The following is a 20294-nucleotide window of genomic DNA, read 5'->3' on the forward strand; positions in this document are numbered from 1 at the left end:
TCTGTCGCTGACAGTATTTTGGGGTAAATGATGGTTAGGTTTTTCATGCGTAGGCAGTTATCCATCCTGACGGTATTTGCATTCTTGCTGACGAGCGCGTCGCTGTTGTGGATACCGGCTAGTTCAGCAAAAATTGAGCCTGCTGGCTGGCAGGCATTGGCGGAAAAGATTGATAAAAGCGCCAGCGATCCGCGTCTCTATCAGGCGATTAAGCTTGATAACGGTATGAAGGTGATCTTAGTTTCAGACAAAGATGCGCCTAAATCTCTTGCTGCGCTGGCTTTGCCCGTGGGTTCGCTTGAAGATCCTAACTCACAGCTGGGTTTAGCTCATTACCTTGAACATATGGTTCTGATGGGGTCAAAGCGCTATCCACAGGCTGATAATTTATCCGAGTTTCTGAAAAAGCATGGCGGAAGCCACAATGCGAGCACGGCGTCTTATCGCACTGCGTTTTATCTTGAGGTCGAAAATGATGCCTTGTCGCCAGCCGTTGACCGTTTAGCGGATGCCATTGCCGAACCCTTACTTGATCCGGTGAATGCCGACCGCGAGCGTAATGCGGTGAACGCTGAGCTAACGATGGCGCGTTCACGTGATGGAATGCGAATGGCTCAGGTTTCAGCCGAAACGCTCAACCCAGAACATCCAAGCGCTCGTTTCTCCGGTGGTAATCTGGAAACGCTGAGTGATAAGCCGAACAGCAAACTTCATCAAGAGCTGGTTTCGTTCTATCACCGCTATTATTCCGCCAATCTGATGGTTGGCGTGATTTACAGTAATCAACCGCTTCCTAACCTTGCCAAGCTGGCCGTGACCTCTTTTGGCCGTATTCCAAACCGCGATGCGAGCGTACCGCCTATTACGGTACCGGCGGTAACGCCGGAACAGCAGGGAATTATCATTCATTACGTCCCTGCGCAGCCGCGCAAGATGCTGAAAATTGAGTACCGCATTGAAAATAATAGCGCGGCGTTTCGCAGTAAAACCGATACCTATATTGCTTATTTGATCGGTAATCGTAGCAAAAACACGCTATCTGATTGGTTACAAAAGCAGGGATTAGCAGAGTCTATCGGTGCGGGTGCAGACCCAATGATCGATCGTAATGGTGGCGTGTTCTCTATCAGCGTTTCACTCACCGATAAAGGCTTGGCCGAGCGCGATCGCGTGATTGCCGCCGTGTATGATTATTTAAAATTGCTGCGTGAACAGGGCGTTAAGCAAAGCTATTTCGATGAAATTGCTCACGTGCTCGATCTTGATTTCCGCTATCCATCCATCACGCGCGACATGGATTACATCGAATGGCTGGTCGACAACATGCTGCGTGTGCCTGTGCAAAACGTTCTCGATTCTTCCTATCTGGCCGATAGATATGATCCACAGGCCATTAATGCGCGTCTGGCGAGCATGACGCCTGAAAATGCCCGAATTTGGTTTATCAGCCCGAATGAGCCTCATAACAAAACCGCGTATTTTGTTGATGCGGCTTATCAGGTTGATCGTATTACCGCGCAGCAGTTCGCCGCATGGAACAACTTAGAGCAGCGTATTTCTTTATCTCTGCCAGCGTTGAACCCTTACATTCCAGATGATTTTTCGCTTATCAAGCCGGTTCAACCACGCCTGACAAAACCGGAGATGGTGTTGAATCAGCCGGGGCTGCGTGCGTTGTATATGCCAAGCCGCTATTTTGCCGATGAGCCAAAGGCCAATATCACGCTTTCGCTACGTAACAAAGTCGGTCGTGATGGAGCAAAAGAGCAGGTGATGTTTGCCCTGACTGATTATCTAGCCGGTGTTGAACTTGATCAGCTTGCCTATCAGGCTTCGATTGGTGGGATTAGTTTCTCAACCACCTACAACGACGGTTTAACGATTAACGCCAACGGCTTTACCCAGCGCTTACCGCAGCTGCTGACGACGCTGGTGGAAGGCTATGCCGGATTTGACGCCAGCGAAGAGCATCTGGAGCAGGCTAAGTCATGGTATCGCGAACAGCTTGATTCAGCGGATAAGGCTAAGGCGTTTGAACAGGCTATGCAGCCGATTCAGGCGCTATCAAGCGTGCCTTACACCGAACGCAGCGAGCGAAGAGCGCTGCTGGATGGTATTACGCTAAGCGATATTAAAAACTATCGTAGTCAGCTAATTGAAGGCGCAACGCCAGAGTTGCTGGTCGTGGGCAATATGACCGCCATTCAGGTGAAAGCCTTGGCGCAAAACATTCGCGATCGGCTCAAGTGCGGCGGTACGCTCTGGTGGCATGGAAAGGATGTGGTGATTGAGCATAAGCAGCTTGCCAATATCCAACGAGCTGGTAGCAGCAGCGACTCCGCGTTAGGCGCCGTTTATATCCCAACGGGATATGATGAAATTCAGGGGATGGCCTACAGTAATCTGCTGAGCCAAATTATTCAGCCATGGTTCTACGACCAGCTGCGTACCAAAGAACAGTTGGGATATGCCGTCTTTGCATTCCCATCATCCATTGGTAACCAGTGGGGGATCGGCTTCTTGCTGCAAAGTAATAATCAGGCGCCCGACTATCTGTATAACCGTTACCTAGAGTTTTATGGTCAGGCAGATAAGCGTTTGAAAGCGCTGAAAGAGGCTGATTTTAATCAGTATAAACTTGCTTTGGTTAATCAGCTGCGCCAGCGTCCACAGACGTTGGATGAAGAAGCTGGCCGCTTTGCGAATGATTTTGACCGTGGCAATTTCGAGTTCAATACACGCGACAAGTTGATCAAACAAATTGATATGTTACATCGTGACAATATCGTGACGTACTACCATCAGGCGGTGATTAAACCGCAGGGGATGGCGCTGTTGTCTCAGGTGCTCGGTGGTCATGCCAATGGGCATTACGCGGCGCCAAAAGGATGGACAACTTACCAAAATGCCTCTGCGCTGCAGCAAACTCTGCCCGTTAAGGTTGCTCCATAATGACTCAGGCACAAACGTTAGATGCTTTGGCGCTGCCGCTGATTGGGGAGCGCCTGATTGAGGCCTCAGCCGGTACAGGTAAAACATTTACCATCGCGGCGCTGTATCTGCGTTTGCTGTTGGGGCTGGGAGGCGAGAATGCTTTTCCTCGCCCCCTGTCCGTAGAAGAAATTCTGGTTGTGACCTTTACCGAAGCGGCGACCGAAGAGCTGCGTGGGCGCATTCGTAGCAATATCCACGATCTACGGCTGGCCTGCGTGCGTGGCAGTAGCACCAATCCGCTGTTGTCTGATTTGCTCGATCTTATCGATGATAAAACCGATGCGGTAAGCCAATTATTAGCGGCAGAGCGCCAAATGGACGAAGCCGCTATTTATACCATCCACGGTTTTTGTCAGCGAATGCTCAGCAACAATGCCTTTGAGTCTGGCATTCTGTTCCAGCAAACCTTGGTTCAGGATGAGCTACCGCTGCGCCGCCAAGCCTGCGCCGATTTTTGGCGTCGGCACTGTTATCCGTTGCCGCTGAATATTGCGGCGGTGGTGAGCCAAGAGTGGAGCGGTCCTGAACAGCTGCTGAGTGATTTACAGCCCTATCTGCATGGGGAGCTGCCCGAATTACGCCAAGTGATTGCCGATGACGAAACGCTGGCTCAGCGACACCAGCAAATTATTGAGCGCATTGATGCCGTGAAATCCCAGTGGCGCGCAGCCGCTGGCGAAATTGAAAGCCTGATCGCGGATTCCGGCGTAGACAAACGCAGCTACAGCAGCCGTTATCTACCTAAATGGCTAGCTGCGGTTGGCGACTGGTCGGCCGCCGAGACGCTGGATTATCAATTACCCGATGAGCTCAAACGTTTTGGCCAGAACATCCTGTTGGAAAAGACCAAGAAAGGTACGCCCCCACAGCATGCCGTGTTTGTCGCGATCGATCAGCTACTGGTTGAACCGTTGTCCCTGCGTGACTTGCTGTTATCGCGTGCCTTAAGCGAAGTTCGCACCAGCGTTCAGCAGGAAAAGCGCCAGCATGCGCAGTTAGGCTTTGATGATTTGCTCAGCCGCCTTTCACAGGCGTTACAGCAACCCGGTGGTGAGATGCTGGCTCAGGCGATCCGCCAGCGTTATCCCGTGGCGATGATCGATGAGTTTCAAGATACCGATCCCCAGCAATATGGCATCTTCCAAGCGATCTATTTCCAGACAGAGCGCGCCCAGCAATCAGACTCGGCGCTGTTGCTGATTGGCGATCCTAAACAGGCTATTTACGCTTTTCGCGGTGCAGACATTTTTACCTACATGTATGCGCGTAGCGAAGTGAAACATCATTATACGCTGGGCACTAACTGGCGCTCATCGCCCGGTATGGTGGCAGCGGTCAATCAGGTTTTCTCCACGATTGCATCCCCTTTTCTTTTCGAAGATATTCCGTTTTTGCCGGTTGAAGCGGCTAAAAATAACCAGGCGCTGCGTTTTGAAATTGAAGGGCAGCGTCAGCAAGCCATGCATATTTGGCTGCAATCCGGCGAAGGCTGCGGCACCGTTGAATATCAACAGTCATTGGCAACACAGTGTGCGGCCCAAATTCGCGATTGGCTGACGGCGGGGCAGCAGGGCAAAGCATTGCTCTACTCCAATAAAAATCAGCCGAAACCCGTAGAAGCATCAGACATCACCATTCTGGTGCGCAGCCGCGCTGAAGCGGCGTTAATTCGTGATGCGCTGAGCGCGCTGGCGATCCCTTCTGTCTATTTATCTAACCGTGACAACGTTTTTGAAACGCCGGAAGCGCGCGATTTGCTGTGGCTCTTGCAAGCCGTGCTGGCTCCAGAACAGGAACGACTGTTGCGCAGCGCTCTGGCAACCAGTTTGATGGGGCTGAACTCGCAGCAGATTAACCATTTCAATCAGGACGAGCGCTTGTGGGATGCGCTGGTTGATGAATTCGATGGTTATCGTCAGCGCTGGCAAAAGCAGGGTGTATTGCCCATGCTGCGTGAAATCATGGTGAGCAGAAATCTGGCCGAGAATCTGTTGGCCAGTGAGGGCGGTGAACGACGCCTAACGGATGTGCTACACATCGGTGAACTGTTGCAGGAAGCGTCGCTAACGCTAGATAGCGAACCGGCATTGCTGCGTTGGTTAGCGCAGCAAATTGATAATCCCGCGGTGCAGTCGGAAAACCAGCAGCTTCGTTTAGAAAGCGATCGCCATTTAGTGCAGGTGGTGACCATCCATAAATCGAAAGGGCTCGAGTTTCCGATAGTGTGGCTGCCATTTATTGGCAGTTATCGGCTGCAAAAACAGCCGTTGTATCACGACAGAGATAATTTCAAAGCGGTGCTCGATCTTAACTATAACGATGATGCGGTTAAGCTGGCGGAAGAAGAGCGCTTGGCGGAAGACTTACGCCTGCTCTATGTTGCGCTCACCCGTTCTGTTTATCACTGTAGCCTCGGGCTGGCTCCTCTGTTTTTAGGTGGTCGAAAAAAACAGGGTGAAACTGACGTGCATAACAGCGCCATCGGATACCTGCTACAAAAAGGTGAGCCCGGTGATGCCGGGTTGCTGTTGGAGTGTCTCCAGCGCCTACAAAATGACGATATCGTGGTGACGCCTGTTTCCAGTGAGGATACCTCACCGTGGGTGCCTAATGCTCCTGAAGCACAGGATCTTCAAGCCAAGTTGTTTACCCGTAAGATGCAAGATGACTGGCGTGTCACCAGTTATTCAGGGTTACAGCAGCACAGCAGCACGCCGTTTTTCGACTTGCTGCCTAAACTTGATGTGGATGCGGTGGGGGAATCTGATATTGAAACCACGCCAGAGCTCACACCGCATACGTTCCCTAAAGGTGCGGCACCGGGGACCTTTTTACATAGTTTATTAGAACCGTTGGATTTCACTCAGCCACGCGATCTTGAATGGCTGAGCGAGCAGGTGACTCTGCAAGGATTGGATGACCAGTGGGTTCCTGTACTCGATCGTTGGCTAGAGGCTATTTTACGCGCCCAGTTAGCTGAAACTGGGCCCTGTTTAGCGCAGCTTCCACCAAGCCAAATTCAGGCCGAACTACAGTTTTATTTGCCGATTGAACAGCTGCTAAAGAGCGCTGAACTGGATGCCCTGATTAAACGTTATGATCCACTTTCCGCTCAGTGCGATCCGTTAGATTTCCGTCAGGTTCGCGGCATGTTGAAAGGCTTTATCGACTTAGTCTTTTTCTGGCAAGGGCGCTATTACGTGTTGGATTATAAGTCCAATTGGTTAGGTGCCGACGAAAATGCCTATACACCAGAGGCGATGGCGGGGGCGATGGCAGAACACCGCTACGATTTCCAATACCAGCTTTACTCATTGGCGCTGCATCGCTATTTGCGCCATCGGCTGCCTGATTACCAATACGAGCAGCATTTCGGCGGCGTTTTCTACTGCTTCCTACGCGGGATGTCGCCAGATAAACCGGGGCAGGGTGTTTTTCATTGTCGTCCAGATGTCGCGCTCATTGAGGGAATGGATAAGCTCTTTAGTTCCGCCTCGGAGGACGCAACATGCTGATTTTCGATCTGCTGTTAAACATGGGCGCGCAAAAATACCTACGTTCTCTGGACGTTCAGTTTGCGCGCTTAATGGCAAATCAAGGACAACCGCATCTGGCTTTGGCGGCGGCGTTGGTGAGTTTAGAAACTGCTTCGGGCCATGTGTGCTTGCCGCTGAGCCAGCTCAGCCTTACCTCGCTGGCCAAGCAATTTCCTGATTTTGCTGACGAGCTTAGCCAGCTATTTGGCAACATGGATGAGACTGCGTGGCAGGCATGTTTGCTGGCTGAGGCCGAGGTCAGCGATGGCAGCTATCCCGCACCGCTGGTGTTGCAAAATCAACGATTGTATCTGCAACGCCTTTGGCAGGATGAAGGCGCTGTTGCTAGTTTCTTTGCTGGCAACGAGGCGGCGTCAGATGAGTCAGCGCCCGCGTTATCGGCGATTTTGTCTCAGCTTTTCCCTGCGAGGCCCGAGGATTCCGAGGTTAACTGGCAGCAGGTCGCTGCCGCCGTTGCTGCAACGCGCCAAGTTTCCGTTATCTCTGGTGGCCCTGGTACAGGAAAAACGACCACGGTTGCGCGTCTGTTGACGGCGCTGGTACGTTTGCATCCCCAACGTAAACTGCGTATTCAATTAGCTGCCCCAACGGGCAAAGCGGCTGCACGCTTGACCGAATCATTAGGTAAAGCCGTCGAAGCCTTAGGATTAACCCCCGCTGAGCGCGAAGTTATTCCCCAAGAAGCGTACACGTTGCACCGCCTGCTTGGCGCACAGCCGAACAGTATTCGTTTGCGTTATCACCGCGAAAATCCGTTGCATGTTGATGTGCTGGTGGTGGACGAGGCCTCGATGGTGGATTTGCCGATGATGTCTAAACTTATCGCCGCGCTGCCTCAGCGTGCACGACTGATTCTATTAGGCGATCGCGATCAGTTGGCATCGGTGGAAGCGGGAGCGGTCTTAGGCGATCTTTGTCGCTTTAGTAAATACGGTTATCGCCCTGAGCGCGCGAAACAACTTTCTGATCTGTGCCAGACAGCGATCCCCGCGGGAGCCGAACAGCCTGATATTGCGGTACGCGACAGCATTTGTTTACTCAGGAAGAGCTATCGCTTTGACGCTAATTCAGGCATCGGACAGCTAGCCTCTGCGGTTAATGGCGGAGATGTTGCCGCTGCTCGCCGCTGTTTTGATGGGCAGTTCTCGGATATCTCATGGTCGCCGATGACGCAGGATGAAGACTATTCCACGCTTATCCAAACCTGCGTTGAGGGCTATCGCTCAACGTTGCAACGGGTACGGGAACAGGCTGATGCGGCTGAAGTTCTTGAGAGCTTCTCACGTTTTCGTTTGCTGTGTGCACTGCGTGAGGGACCGTTTGGGCAGTCTGGACTGAACGATCGAATTGAGCTGGCCTTAGCTAAAGCAAGGCTTATTCACAAGCCTACGCAGGCTCATCAGCGTTGGTATAGCGGTCGTCCGGTGATGGTTACGCGCAATGATAGCTCGTTGGGATTGTTTAACGGCGATATCGGCATTGCGTTGGCTGATGCTGAGAATAACATTCGCGTGTATTTCCAACTGCCCGATGGCTCGATTAAATCTGTCCAGCCGAGCCGTTTACCGCAGACCGAAACGGCCTACGCGATGACGGTGCATAAATCGCAGGGCTCTGAGTTCGAACATACTCTGCTGGTGCTGCCTGCCGATTTTTCACCTATCGTGACGCGTGAGCTGTTGTATACGGCCATCACCCGTGCAAAAAATCAGTTAACGCTGTTTAGCCGCGAGCAAATCTTAAAGACGGCGATCCGCACGCCGACCCTGCGTCGAAGCGGGTTGATGGAACGGATGATGTTGCCCGTCTAGCTGGCTGTCCGCATCCTGCGGACAGCGCGAGGTAGCCTCAAGATAAGTCGGCGAGCAAAATCTTGGAGCGGCGCTGATAGTTGTACAGCTCCTGTTTTTGCATCGGGAGCACGTCAACTTCAGCGGGAGTAAAACCGCGCTCTTGGAACCAATGGATGCTGCGAGTGGTGAGCACAAACAGTTTTTCCAATCCCATTTGTCTGGCTTGTGCCGCCACGCGTTTGAGCAGGGCTTCGCCGCGAGAAGAGCTGCGATAGTCTGGATGTACCGCCACGCAGGCCATTTCGCCAATCCGTTCCTCAGGGAACGGATAGAGCGCCGCACAGGCAATGGTCAGATTATCTCGCTCAATAATGGTGAATTGATCGATTTCCCGTTCAAGCTGTTCACGCGAACGGCGAACCAAAATACCTTGCTGCTCTAGCGGGCGGATAAGCTCCAAAATGCCGCCGATATCATTAATGTTGGCGCGACGTATTTGTTCTGCGCTTTCCATTACGATCTGGGTGCCGATGCCGTCGCGGGAGAACAACTCTTGCACCAAAGCGCCATCGTCCTGATAGCTAATCAGATGACTACGTCCCACGCCGCTCCGGCAGGCTTTTACGGCTCCACGTAAAAAGCGCACGGTGCCAGAATTGTAATCTCCTGAGGCTTCCAGCGTTTCAATGCGGGTCTGCGCTTCATTGGGTAACAGCTCGGAAACGATCGAGCCATCATCGTTTGTGACGCCTTGTGAAGAGCAAAAACCAATCAGCTTTTCGGCTTTGAGCTTAATCGCTAACTGAGTGGCGACCTCTTCGGACGTGAGGTTAAAGCTTTCACCGGTAACGGAAACGGCGACGGGGCCCATCAACACAATGGCACCGCTATCGAGCTGACGGTGAATCGCGTCTTCATCGATACGACGAATGCGCCCGCTGTGGCAATAATCCACCCCGTCATCGACGCCGAGCGGCTGCGCGATAATAAAGTTCCCGCTCACCACGTTGATGTGGGCACCCTGTAGAGGCGTGTTATTCAAACTCATGGATAGGCGCGCTGTAATATCTAGTTGCAACTGACCTGCCGCCTGTTTCACCAATTCTAGCGTTCGGGAATCCGTGACGCGCGTATGCTTGTGGTAGACAGGTTCATAGTGGTGTTCATTCAGATTGCTGTCGATCTGTGGGCGCGCACCATAAACGACAACCAGTCGGATGCCGAGGCTGTGCAGTAACCCAATATCATTGACGATATTGGCAAAGTTTTCATGCTCAATGGCCTCTCCGCCAAGCATCACGACGAATGTCTTGCCACGGTGAGTATTGATGTAGGGTACCGAGTGACGAAAACCCTGAACCAGTTCGGTGCTGCGCTCCTTCATGAAACCCTCTGAATTTTTATTCGCTAAAACTGTATTTTTATTCTTTATTGCGAATAAAGGCAAGTGTGAATTTTATGTAAATTCAAGTCATATCTGCTGTGGATAGGGATATCTGCAAAACTCCTTTAAGCATTTTCTAATGACAGCCCCGCCGCGATTCGATAAAGTTTTGCCCTAAAATTTGTGCTGGAGCGCTATTCTCCGCTGTGTTTGGCTTTTTATTTTGGGATTGCATGACAAATTCGAACCATAATCTGACCCGTCGTCGTTTGTTGCAGGGTGCCGCTGCTACTTGGTTTTTAAGTGTAAGCCGAGTGGGTTTTGCTGCGTCTTCACAGGTGATTGCCGTAAGGGTATGGCCGGCGTCGACCTATACTCGCGTGACGCTGGAATCGAAGGTGCCCCTGAAATATAAGCAGTTTGCGCTAACCAACCCGAATCGCATCGTCGTTGATATTGAGGGCGTTCATCTCAACAGCGTGCTTAAAGGGATCAGCAGTCAGGTTCAGTCGGGCGATCCGTATTTAAAAACCGCGCGCGTTGGGCAATTTGATAAAAATACCGTGCGGTTGGTGTTAGAACTTAAACAGGAAATCAGCCCGAAGCTGTTTACCTTGGCGCCGTTTGCCGAATTTAAAAACCGCTTGGTCGTCGATCTGTATCCGGCACAAGGCACTAGCGCGGCGGAAAACGATCCGCTGCTGGCTTTGCTGGAAGATTACAATAAAGGTGATTTAGGTAAGAGTCTGCCGCCGGAAGGGCCACAAAAAGGCAAAGCCGGGCGTGATAGACCGATTGTGATCATGCTCGATCCCGGGCACGGCGGTGAAGATCCCGGCGCAATTGGTAAAAATAAGACGCGTGAAAAAGACATTGTGCTGCAAATAGCCCGCCGCCTAAGCGCATTGATTAAAAAACAGCCCAATATGCGTGTGTATATGACGCGCAATGAAGATGTCTTCATCCCACTGAAAGTCAGGGTGGCAAAGGCGCGTAAACAGCGTGCTGACCTGTTCATTTCGATTCATGCCGATGCCTTTACCAGCCGCTCGGTGCGAGGCTCTTCGGTATTTGCACTATCGACCAAAGGCGCAACCAGCGCAGCAGCACGGTTTTTAGCCCAAACTCAGAACGAATCCGATGAAATCGGCGGGGTTAGCCGCAGCGGCGATCAATATCTCGACCACACCATTTTTGATCTCATGCAGACCGCGACGGTAAACGATAGCCTGAAGTTCGGCAAAGAAGTGCTGAAAAACATGGGCCGCGTGAACAAATTACATAAAAACAGCGTGGAGCAGGCCGGATTTGCGGTGCTGAAAGCGCCTGATATCCCATCTATTCTGGTTGAAACCGCATTTATCAGTAACGTTGAAGAAGAACGTAAACTGCGTACCAGCGCTTTCCAGCAGCAGGTTGCTCAATCTATTCTGGCCGGAATTAAAGCTTACTTTGCGAATGGCGGGGAGTTGGCGAGGCGGTAAGGAATGGGCGTTCATGTACTTGCTGTGTAGTATTCCGTCTGCCTTTCGTTTATCGCGCCGTGGTGTAAGGTTCCGCCCGCCTATCAATACCGAATTACCCTGTGCCATCATAAATGAAGGCGTACGGGCAGAGACCACCAGCGCGTGGTCTCTGCACTCTCGCGCTTTTATCCGAGATGCCATCTCCGCTCCGGTTTGGTATCGCCCATCCAGGGCGTCCCAAACTCCGTCGGTACATCCCTGTACCGACGGCTCTCCCTACCAAGATTTAAACAATTCAAACATAAATAATGCAATTTAGAGCCGCCAGCAGGGATGCTGGTGGCAGGTTGAGGGCGTACAGGATGTACGCTCCGAGACCGGTCGGCCAAACAACTCAGTAAAAAGCGCGCGAGTTGAGAGTCCCCGCGCAACGGGACTCTCATCGGACGCCTGCGTCAGTGGTTTCATAGAAGTGTATTTGTTGATTGGCGGACGAAACCTTTCACTAAATGGTGCATAGAAAGTGTTTGGAATTGATTTCAATGGATAAAGAGGGGAGGCAAATTTTAGACATAAAAAAACACCCGTTAAGGTGCTTATTTATTTCAGTATGAAAATTGGTTGCGGGGGCCAGATTTGAACTGACGACCTTCGGGTTATGAGCCCGACGAGCTACCGGGCTGCTCCACCCCGCGTCCGACATACTGCTTTTTCTTCGTTTTTTCTTTCTTCTTTCGTTCTTTTTTTTCTTTCTTAAATCAACTTTCTATGAAGTTGAAGTTGGTTGCGGGGGCCAGATTTGAACTGACGACCTTCGGGTTATGAGCCCGACGAGCTACCAGGCTGCTCCACCCCGCGTCCGGTTACTACTTTTTATATTTTTATGTACTGCTATTTACTTCTATTCATCGGATTGGTTGCGGGGGCCAGATTTGAACTGACGACCTTCGGGTTATGAGCCCGACGAGCTACCGGGCTGCTCCACCCCGCGTCCGATGAGGGCGAACTATACACTCGATAGAATTTGATGCAAGAATTTTTTGACAACCATCACTCATTTATCAATTTGATGCATGTTTTTTAATCATCAAGTGTTCTTTTTAATCGATATCTGCCTCTTATCGTTTTTTTAGTGAGGAGAATTCCTTTCAGGCTGTGGGTTTGTTATCGTGCCGCGGTGGTTATTTGGTTTCTAGAGAGCGTGAAATGAAAGGTCGTTGGGGACAATATGTAGTAGGTGGACTGTTGGTGGCATTGCTGGCGGGATGTTCGTCGCGTCCAACAGATAAAGGTCAGCAGTATAAGGACGGGAAGATTAACGATCCCTTAGAGCTCGTTAATAGACCGAATGCCAAAGGAAAACCGGTTAACGGAAAGGATTTCTCCGATCAGCTCACCGCGATCCAACGTGCATCGCCTTCTCTCTATAATAGAAACACCGATACTTTCCAAGCGGTGACCAACTGGTTACGAGCCGGGGCCGATACGCGCCAGCTATCTCAGTTTGGTTTGAACGCTTATCAGATGGAAGGGATGGATAATTTTGGTAACGTGCAGTTCACGGGGTATTACACGCCGGTGATTGAAGCGCGTTACACGCGTCAGGGGGAATTCCAGTACCCGCTGTATCGCATGCCGAGTAAAGGTAAGAACCGTCGCCTGCCGGAACGCTCGGCGATTTACTCTGGCGCGCTGGATAATCGCAATCTGGAAATCGGCTATAGCAACTCCATTATGGACAACTTCATGATGGAAGTGCAGGGCAGTGGCTATGTGGACTACGGCGATGGCCGTCCATTGACCTTCTTTGGCTACTCTGGCAAAAACGGCCATGCTTACCGAAGTATCGGTAAGGTGCTGATCGATCGCGGTGAAGTTGCGCGTGAAGAAATGTCGATGCAGGCGATTCGTAAGTGGGCGGATAATCATTCTGCCGCGGAAGTTCGCGAACTGCTGGAGCAAAATCCTTCCTTCGTATTCTTCAAACCTGAAATGTATGCGCCGGTGAAAGGGGCAAGCGGTGTGCCTTTAGTGGCAAAAGCGTCCGTTGCATCGGATCGTTCGTTGATCCCGGCCGGTTCTACGCTGTTGGCCGAAGTGCCATTGCTGGATAATCAGGGCAAATTTACCGGCAAATATGAGATGCGTTTGATGGTGGCTCTGGACGTGGGTGGAGCGATTAAAGGCCAACACTTCGATATCTATCAGGGCATTGGCCCAGAAGCAGGTCATGCGGCGGGTTTCTATAATCACTATGGCCGTGTCTGGGTGCTGAAAACCCCGCAAAGCGGTGGGCCGTTGTTCAGCGCTTATAATAGATAACCTATTTTATTGTTTTCCCTCGCCGACCGATGAGCCGTTTGCTGCTCATCGGTCGGCGAGAGGCCGTATCAAGAATTTCTAAGGTAATAAATCCAATGACAGCATCTTTTTCCGACGCTTATATGCAGCGTTTTAGCGGTATTGCTCGCTTGTATGGCCAGCAGGCGCTGGGCGTATTCTCTCAGGCTCATGTCTGCGTTATCGGTATTGGCGGCGTGGGATCGTGGGCGGCAGAGGCGTTAGCTCGCACGGGGATTGGTGCTATTACGTTGATCGATATGGATGATGTTTGCGTGACAAACACCAACCGACAGATTCATGCGCTGCGCAGCAACGTGGGGCAGGCGAAAACAGAAGTGGTTGCTGCCCGTATTCGCGAGATCAATCCAGAGTGTCAGGTTACCTGCATCGATGATTTTATTACGCCAGATAACGTAGATAAGCTGATTGATAACCGCTTTAGCTATGTTATCGATGCTATTGATAGCGTGCGGCCAAAGGCTGCGCTGTTAGCCTACTGCCGTCGCTTTAAGATCCCGATTGTGACTACCGGTGGCGCGGGCGGGCAAATTGATCCCACGCGTATTGAAGTCGCTGATTTGGCGAAAACCATTCAAGATCCGCTGGCGGCCAAGCTGCGTGAGCGTTTGAAGAATGATTTCAACGTGGTGAAAAATAGTAAAGGTAAGCTGGGCATCGACTGCGTGTTCTCGACCGAGCCGCTGGTTTACCCACAGCCCGATGGCAGCGTATGTGCTTCTCGTAGCACTGCGGAAGGGCCTAAACGTATGGATTGCGCCTCTGGATTTGGTTCGGTCACGATGGTGACGGCAACCTTTGGTTTTGTGGCCGTGGCGCATGCGATTAAGAAAATGCTGGCTAAGGCTGAGCGTTTGGCTGCTCAGCCTCAGTAATTACAGCCAGTGATTACAGATAGCTTTGCGCGATATTTTTGATCCCAGCGGCGAGCGAGTTTAAACCGCTGGCGCGTGAAGAGCTTAACTGTTCCAAAATATTGAGCTGTTGAAATAGCGCCAGCGGGTCGCTCGCCATAATCTGCTGCGGCGTTTTGCCTTCTGACGCCGTGAGCAAGATTGCCAAGAGGCCTTTGACGATGCGTCCGTCGCTGTCACCATAATAATGCATCGTCCCATCCTCAAGTCGTTCTCCGCCTAGCCAAACCTGATTCTCACAGCCTGCCAGCTCGGTTTTCTGCTGCTTTAGCTCTGGCGAAAGTGCGGGGAGTTCACGTGCCAGCAAAATGATTTGGCGATAGCGATCTTCCCAAAGCGTCAGCGATTCAAACCGTGCGGCTAAAATTTCAGGCGTTAATGTCCGGCCAAAAGGATGGGGGGCAATCATGCAAAATCCTCGTCGTTCAAGATTGATAGCGCATAGTTTACCGCTTTTACCAACGCGGTGACGTCTTCAGGGCAATTATAGGGCGCAAATGAAGCACGGAGCGAACCGGTAATGCCTAACGCCTGTATCAACGGCTGCGCACAGTGCTGGCCTGCGCGTAACGCCACGCCTTGCTCAGCCACTAAAGCGACTAGATCGCTGTGGTGAATACCCGCAATATTGAAAGCCAACAGCGCGGATTTAGGTGCGCGGTAACTGATAAACCCTTTAATCTGGCTAAGCTGTTGTTCTGCTTGTTCGGCCAGAGAAACGCAGTAAGCTTCGGCAGCGGCCAAATCGACGTGTTCTAACCACTCTAGTACCGCTGAAAATCCGATAACTCCGGCGATATTGGGCGTTCCCGCTTCGAAACGGTGGGGAATGGTTTGTTCGATAAAACCGTCAAATCCGGCTTTGGTAAGCATTTTCCCACCGCCCTGCCACGCATGCATCTGTTCGAGATATTCAGGCTTACCATACAACACGCCAAGCCCCGTTGGGCCATACATTTTGTGGGCAGAAAAAGCATAAAAATCAACGTTAAGCGCAGTGACGTCAAGCGGGTGATGCACCACGCCTTGCGCGCCATCAATCATCACTGGCGTGCCATTTTGATGCGCTAGCTCTAGCGCATAGCGTAGATCGGGGCAGCCACCGGTGACGTTCGACATTTGCCCCAAGGCCATCAGTTTGGTGCGCGAAGTGAGGAGGGCCGGTAGCTGTTCCAGATCCGGTAACCCGTGTTGATTGACCGGAATCTTCACGACGTTAGCGCCACATTGTTCAGCCACCATCAGCCACGGTATCAAGTTAGCGTGATGCTCGGCTTCACTCACCAGAATTTCATCACCGGCCTGCAAAATGGGGCGCAGATAGCTTTGCGCTACGAGGTTGATGGCTTCGGTAGTGCCTTTCGTCCAAACAATGCTGTCTGCGCTGTGTGCATGCAGAAGCTGGGCAACCTGCTGGCGCGCCGATTCATAGCGCTGAGTCAAGCGCAGAGCGGCTTGATGCTGGCTGCGGTGTACGGTAGCGGCGCTGCCAGCGTAATACGCTTGGGTGGCTTCAAGTAGTGCTTGAGGTTTTAGTGCGGTTGCTGCGCTGTCGAGGTAGACGGCATGTTGCTCGTTATCTGTTGCTGAAAGTGCAGGGAAGTGGCCGCGAAAGGCTGAATAATCAAAGGATGTCATGCGGAATAATTCCTCATTGCGGGCCGCTTGGTTGTCACGCCCAACGAACGGCATGACAGATTAATCTGAATAATCCGGCAGTTTTCTGGCAAAGCTGAAATAGCTTGTTATGCTTTTAACTACTGGCAAATGAATGTGCCGGAGATAAAAAGAGCGTTTAGTAGCGCATTTTAAACTGCAAGGAGTAAATCATGAAGAAATTAGGTGCTGTTTTATCCGCCGTGATGTTTACCTTCGTATTGGCTGGCTGTTCAAGCAACTACGTCATGCATACCAACGATGGTCGCACCATTGTGAGCGATGGTAAACCTCAGGTGGATAACGAAACCGGAATGATTAGCTACAAAGATGCTAACGGCAATCAGCAGCAGATTAACCGTAACGACGTTAAAGAAATGACTGAAAGTAATTAATTTGATTATTAAAATCAACGTCGTAAATCTAAAAGCGCTGACTTCGGTCGGCGTTTTTAGATAAAAAAAGCACCGCAAATTGCGGTGCTACTAATCACTATGGACAGACAGGGTAAATGTACAGGAAGTGAAAAAAAACAGTAGCCTAGCTACTATGTCTGAAATCGTCAGACAACTTGCAAACACAACATCACAACCACAAAGCCAAAAGTATTCAGGAACCAAATCCACAAACACTTTTTCGTTCCGGCTCGGGAAGTGGCGCCACTATAGGTATTTGCTGGCCTATCCTCAACGGACAATTTATAATGGCTCGGATAAAAAAAACTAATGGGTAAATAAACGGTTAATTATCTGCAACCGTTTGATAAAAAGTGTCCAGCCATGTCTAAACGATTACCACCCCTAAACTCACTGCGCGTGTTTGATGCGGCAGCCCGACATCTCAGCTTTACCAAGGCTGCAGAGGAGCTGTTTGTTACTCAGGCTGCGGTAAGTCATCAGATTAAATCATTGGAAGATTTCCTTGGGCTGAAGCTATTTCGCCGCCGTAACCGCTCTTTGTTACTGACGGAAGAAGGGCAAAGTTATTACCTCGATATCAAAGAAATTTTCTCATCCCTTAACGAGGCAACGCGTAAGCTACAGGCGCGTAGTGCCAAAGGCGCATTAACCGTCAGTCTGCCGCCAAGTTTTGCCATTCAATGGCTCGTTCCACGTCTTTCTGGTTTTAACTCTGCTTATCCGGGCATCGATGTGCGTATTCAGGCCGTCGATCGTGAGGAAGGCAAGCTGGCCGATGACGTTGACGTTGCCATTTTTTATGGGCGTGGACACTGGCCAGGACTGCGCGTAGAGCGTCTATATGCTGAGTATTTGCTCCCTGTTTGTTCACCGCAATTATTATTGGGCGAACATCCACTAAAAGATCCGGCCGATATGGCTTATCATACGCTGCTGCACGATACGTCGCGTCGAGACTGGTTAGCTTATACCCGCCAATTAGGGCTACAGCACATTAACGTTCAGCAAGGGCCTATTTTCAGCCACAGCGCCATGGTCGTTCAGGCGGCGGTGCATGGTCAGGGTATTGCGTTAGTGAATAACGTGATGGCACAAACCGAGATCGAGGCCGGTCGTCTGGTTTGTCCGTTTAACGATGTGCTCATCAGTAAGAATTCATTTTATCTGGTCTGTCAGGATAGCCAGGCGGAGCTGGGGAAAATCGCGGCATTTCGTCAGTGGATCCTTGCACGTGCGGCGAGCGAGCAGGAAAAATTCCGTTTTCGTTATGAGTCTTAATCATCGTTTGTCGATGGTAAGTCTTCATACACACGGCTTAATACAGGGTAATCGGAATGAGTAGTCGTTCAATGATGATTTTTGCCGCTATAAGCGGTTTCGTTTTTGTTGCACTGGGGGCGTTTGGCGCACATGTCTTGAGCCGAACCTTGGGTGCTGCTGAAATGGATTGGCTGCATACTGGTTTGCAGTATCAGGGGATCCATACGCTGGCAATTTTAGGGCTGGCAGCCTTAATGCAGCGTCGTAAAAATCTGTGGTTCTATTGGAGCAGTGCGTTACTGGCTCTGGGAACCGTGTTGTTTTGTGGAAGTCTTTATTGTCTGGCGCTGTCGCATCTTAAACTGTGGGTGTACATCACGCCTATCGGCGGCGTTTGCTTTTTAGTAGGTTGGGCTTTGATGTTAGTAGGTGCCTTACGCATGAGGAAAAGGGCGGAACGCCATGAATAAATTAGCTTTATATTGCCGCCCAGGATTCGAAAAAGAATGCGCAGCAGAAATTACCGAGAAAGCCGCGGCTCTTGAAGTCTTTGGCTTTCCAAGAGTCAAAGAAAACAGCGGCTATGTGACCTTTGAATGCTATCAGCATGAAGATGCCGATAAACTCGCCAAAAATCTGCCATTCCGCGAGCTGATTTTTGCTCGTCAGATGATTGTGGTGGGGGAGTTACTCAAAGATTTACCGACTGACGATCGCGTTTCGCCGATCGTCGGCATGTTGATGAACGTGATTGAAGGCGCCGGTGAGCTGCGTGTTGAAGTACCGGACACCAATGAAAGCAAAGAGCTGATGAAGTTCTGCCGCAAGTTCACGGTGCCGCTGCGCGCTGCGCTACGTGAGCAAAAGATCCTGCTGAAGAATGAAAATGCGCACCGCCCTGTGGTGCATGTGTTCTTTATTGCGCCGGGCTGTTGCTATGTGGGTTATTCCTACAGCAATAACAACTCACCGTTCTATATGGGGATCCCGCGTCTGAAATTCCCATCGGATGCGCCAAGCCGTTCAACGCTGAAGCTAGAAGAAGCGCTGCACGTGTTTATCCCGCACGATGAGTGGGATGAGCGTCTTGCTGGCGGTATGAAAGCGGTCGATTTGGGGGCATGCCCCGGTGGCTGGACTTACCAATTAGTGAAACGCAGCATGTGGGTGCATTCAGTCGATAACGGTCCAATGGCACCCAGCCTGATGGATACCGGACAGGTTACACACCATAAAGCTGATGGTTTCAAATTTGAGCCACCACACACCAACGGTGTTGATTGGTTGGTATGTGACATGGTTGAGAAGCCAGCGAAGGTTTCGAGCTTGGTCGCGCGTTGGCTCGTGAACGGTTGGTGTCGTGAGGCGATCTTCAACCTGAAGCTGCCGATGAAAAAGCGTTATGAAGAAGTGAGCCAAAACCTATCTATTTTGGCGCAAACGCTGAAAGACAACGGTATTAATGCTCAAATCGCAGCTAAACAGCTTTATCACGACCGTGAAGAAATCACGGTACACGTGCGTCGTATGTGGGGCGCGATCCCTGGCCGTCGCGATGAGCGTGAGCTTAACCGCCGTATGCAGTTGAAGAACAGTAATAATAGCTAAGTGATTGTTCCTCTCCTAGCCTCCCTTGTGAAAGGGAAGGTTAGGAGAGGGAAGTTTTAACTAGTGGTCAATTCTACGGTAAACGCAGCTGCTGCAGGTTACCGCTGATCGTCAGATTGGTTTGTAGCGTGGCGACTCTCTTACAGAGCTCCGCCTGTTCCCTGTGTTCTTCCAACTTCTTGCGCCATTTATCAGGCACAGTTTCTATTTGTTCAAAGATATTGGCCAGCGAGCCAAACTCGTTAAGCAACGTAGCCGCCGCTTTTGGCCCAATGCCGGGGATGCCGGATATCTTGCTGCTGCTGATCCCCGCTAGGCCCCAATAATCCGTGAGCTGCTGTGGCTCCACGCCGAACTCTTTTTTCACGAAAGGCAAATCTAGCCAGCGTTTTTGGAAGTAATCACGGATTTGAATCGTAGGGGCTAACAGCTGACAGTAGCCTTTATCCGTGGATACAATCGTCACGCGGTTTCCCGTTTGCGCAATTTTATATGCCAGCGTCGCGGCGAGATCGTCCGCTTCATTACCTGCCGAGTGCCAGCTTTGTACGCCTAATTTGTTGAACGCTTCACGGATGGCGGGCATTTCCGCGGCTAAGTTTTCAGGCATGGCGCTACGACCGGCTTTATAGTCCGGTAAGGCCTGATGACGCCAACTGTTATCGCGATCGTCCTCATCAAAAACGGCCACGGCGTGGGTTGGCTGGCTGTGCGCCAACAGCTGCTGTAGCGCATGCTGACAAGCAATAACGCAGGGCGAACCCTGAACGGCATGAATGCGGCGGATGAGGTTTAGAGCGTCAACGATCAGAAGGTGTATTTGCATGGTAGTTGTAATTATTCGGAAAAGAAAAAGGGCGGTAACTCGACCGCCCTGCATAA

General features: G+C 51.1%; 14 protein-coding genes and 3 tRNA genes. 10 read left to right on the forward strand and 7 right to left on the reverse strand.

What is annotated here, in order from left to right; genetic code table 11:
* Positions 1 to 45: 45 nt before the first annotated feature.
* The 3 genes from ptrA to recD are packed head-to-tail and all read left to right on the forward strand — an operon-like array spanning position 46 to position 8362.
* Positions 46 to 2952: a pitrilysin gene (ptrA, locus tag DSM2777_RS07640; protein ID WP_061553596.1), complete on the forward strand. Its 2907-nt coding sequence runs from the start codon at positions 46 to 48 to the stop codon at positions 2950 to 2952.
* Positions 2952 to 6509: an exodeoxyribonuclease V subunit beta gene (gene recB / locus DSM2777_RS07645; RefSeq protein WP_061553597.1), complete on the forward strand. Its 3558-nt coding sequence runs from the start codon at positions 2952 to 2954 to the stop codon at positions 6507 to 6509. Before ptrA ends, recB begins: the two co-directional genes overlap by 1 nt.
* Entirely contained in the window at positions 6503 to 8362 is a 1860-nt protein-coding gene (gene recD, locus DSM2777_RS07650) for an exodeoxyribonuclease V subunit alpha (RefSeq protein WP_174521850.1), read from the forward strand. The genes recB and recD overlap by 7 nt, the downstream gene beginning before the upstream one ends.
* A gap of 37 nt (positions 8363 to 8399) precedes the next feature.
* Here the strand turns inward: recD and argA are convergent, their stop codons facing one another.
* On the reverse strand, positions 8400 to 9728 hold the full coding sequence (gene argA / locus DSM2777_RS07655; RefSeq protein WP_046458943.1) for an amino-acid N-acetyltransferase: 1329 nt from the start codon (positions 9726 to 9728) through the stop codon (positions 8400 to 8402).
* A gap of 233 nt (positions 9729 to 9961) precedes the next feature.
* On the opposite strand from argA, the gene amiC reads away from it, so the two are divergent.
* Complete coding sequence (amiC, locus tag DSM2777_RS07660) at positions 9962 to 11212, forward strand: N-acetylmuramoyl-L-alanine amidase AmiC (RefSeq protein WP_025800245.1); 1251 nt, start codon at positions 9962 to 9964, stop codon at positions 11210 to 11212.
* 600 nt (positions 11213 to 11812) lie between these two features.
* On the opposite strand, the gene DSM2777_RS07665 is transcribed toward amiC, so the two are convergent.
* From DSM2777_RS07665 to DSM2777_RS07675, 3 genes are all read right to left on the reverse strand, one after another.
* Positions 11813 to 11889, reverse strand: a tRNA-Met gene (locus DSM2777_RS07665).
* Between the two features lie 86 nt (positions 11890 to 11975).
* A tRNA-Met gene (locus tag DSM2777_RS07670) sits at positions 11976 to 12052 on the reverse strand.
* 56 nt (positions 12053 to 12108) lie between these two features.
* Positions 12109 to 12185, reverse strand: a tRNA-Met gene (locus DSM2777_RS07675).
* Between the two features lie 215 nt (positions 12186 to 12400).
* On the opposite strand from DSM2777_RS07675, the gene mltA reads away from it, so the two are divergent.
* The gene (gene mltA, locus DSM2777_RS07680; protein WP_025800244.1) at positions 12401 to 13516 is read left to right on the forward strand and encodes a murein transglycosylase A; all 1116 of its coding nucleotides are present in this window, start codon (positions 12401 to 12403) and stop codon (positions 13514 to 13516) included.
* A gap of 95 nt (positions 13517 to 13611) precedes the next feature.
* Positions 13612 to 14430 carry a tRNA cyclic N6-threonylcarbamoyladenosine(37) synthase TcdA gene (tcdA, locus tag DSM2777_RS07685; RefSeq protein ID WP_046359639.1) on the forward strand — a complete coding sequence of 273 codons (819 nt, stop codon included), beginning with the start codon at positions 13612 to 13614 and terminating at the stop codon, positions 14428 to 14430.
* 13 nt (positions 14431 to 14443) lie between these two features.
* On the opposite strand, the gene csdE is transcribed toward tcdA, so the two are convergent.
* Entirely contained in the window at positions 14444 to 14878 is a 435-nt protein-coding gene (gene csdE, locus DSM2777_RS07690; RefSeq protein ID WP_061553598.1) for a cysteine desulfurase sulfur acceptor subunit CsdE, read from the reverse strand.
* Positions 14875 to 16107, reverse strand: a complete 1233-nt coding sequence (csdA, locus tag DSM2777_RS07695; protein ID WP_061555352.1) for a cysteine desulfurase CsdA — start codon at positions 16105 to 16107, stop codon at positions 14875 to 14877. Before csdA ends, csdE begins: the two co-directional genes overlap by 4 nt.
* Positions 16108 to 16298: 191 nt before the next feature.
* Here csdA and DSM2777_RS07700 point away from each other — a divergent pair, with 191 nt between their 5' ends.
* The 4 genes from DSM2777_RS07700 (at position 16299) to rlmM (ending at position 19412) form a co-directional block, all read left to right on the forward strand.
* Positions 16299 to 16520, forward strand: a complete 222-nt coding sequence (locus DSM2777_RS07700) for a YgdI/YgdR family lipoprotein (protein ID WP_004094379.1) — start codon at positions 16299 to 16301, stop codon at positions 16518 to 16520.
* Positions 16521 to 16904: 384 nt separating this feature from the next.
* Positions 16905 to 17822, forward strand: a complete 918-nt coding sequence (locus tag DSM2777_RS07705; protein WP_040045320.1) for a transcriptional regulator GcvA — start codon at positions 16905 to 16907, stop codon at positions 17820 to 17822.
* A gap of 56 nt (positions 17823 to 17878) precedes the next feature.
* Positions 17879 to 18274, forward strand: a complete 396-nt coding sequence (locus tag DSM2777_RS07710) for a DUF423 domain-containing protein (protein WP_172625155.1) — start codon at positions 17879 to 17881, stop codon at positions 18272 to 18274.
* On the forward strand, positions 18267 to 19412 hold the full coding sequence (rlmM, locus tag DSM2777_RS07715; RefSeq protein ID WP_043495279.1) for a 23S rRNA (cytidine(2498)-2'-O)-methyltransferase RlmM: 1146 nt from the start codon (positions 18267 to 18269) through the stop codon (positions 19410 to 19412). The genes DSM2777_RS07710 and rlmM overlap by 8 nt, the downstream gene beginning before the upstream one ends.
* Positions 19413 to 19485: 73 nt before the next feature.
* Here the strand turns inward: rlmM and xni are convergent, their stop codons facing one another.
* A complete protein-coding gene (gene xni, locus DSM2777_RS07720) occupies positions 19486 to 20238 on the reverse strand; it encodes a flap endonuclease Xni (RefSeq protein WP_061553599.1) in 753 nt (250 codons plus the stop codon).
* Between the last annotated feature and the right edge of the window lie 56 nt (positions 20239 to 20294).

It is taken from the genome of Obesumbacterium proteus (assembly GCF_001586165.1).
Taxonomy (GTDB): Bacteria; Pseudomonadota; Gammaproteobacteria; order Enterobacterales; family Enterobacteriaceae; genus Hafnia; species Hafnia protea.

Coding starts and splice junctions, on each gene's coding strand:
- ptrA (WP_061553596.1), top strand. CDS start 46: ATGCGTAGGCAGTTATCCATCCTGACGGTATTTGCATTCTTGCTGACG.
- DSM2777_RS07710 (WP_172625155.1), top strand. CDS start 17,879: ATGAGTAGTCGTTCAATGATGATTTTTGCCGCTATAAGCGGTTTCGTT.
- recB (WP_061553597.1), top strand. CDS start 2,952: ATGACTCAGGCACAAACGTTAGATGCTTTGGCGCTGCCGCTGATTGGG.
- csdA (WP_061555352.1), bottom strand. CDS start 16,107: ATGACATCCTTTGATTATTCAGCCTTTCGCGGCCACTTCCCTGCACTT.
- csdE (WP_061553598.1), bottom strand. CDS start 14,878: ATGATTGCCCCCCATCCTTTTGGCCGGACATTAACGCCTGAAATTTTA.
- argA (WP_046458943.1), bottom strand. CDS start 9,728: ATGAAGGAGCGCAGCACCGAACTGGTTCAGGGTTTTCGTCACTCGGTA.
- mltA (WP_025800244.1), top strand. CDS start 12,401: ATGAAAGGTCGTTGGGGACAATATGTAGTAGGTGGACTGTTGGTGGCA.
- DSM2777_RS07700 (WP_004094379.1), top strand. CDS start 16,299: ATGAAGAAATTAGGTGCTGTTTTATCCGCCGTGATGTTTACCTTCGTA.
- amiC (WP_025800245.1), top strand. CDS start 9,962: ATGACAAATTCGAACCATAATCTGACCCGTCGTCGTTTGTTGCAGGGT.
- recD (WP_174521850.1), top strand. CDS start 6,503: ATGCTGATTTTCGATCTGCTGTTAAACATGGGCGCGCAAAAATACCTA.
- xni (WP_061553599.1), bottom strand. CDS start 20,238: ATGCAAATACACCTTCTGATCGTTGACGCTCTAAACCTCATCCGCCGC.
- DSM2777_RS07705 (WP_040045320.1), top strand. CDS start 16,905: ATGTCTAAACGATTACCACCCCTAAACTCACTGCGCGTGTTTGATGCG.
- rlmM (WP_043495279.1), top strand. CDS start 18,267: ATGAATAAATTAGCTTTATATTGCCGCCCAGGATTCGAAAAAGAATGC.
- tcdA (WP_046359639.1), top strand. CDS start 13,612: ATGACAGCATCTTTTTCCGACGCTTATATGCAGCGTTTTAGCGGTATT.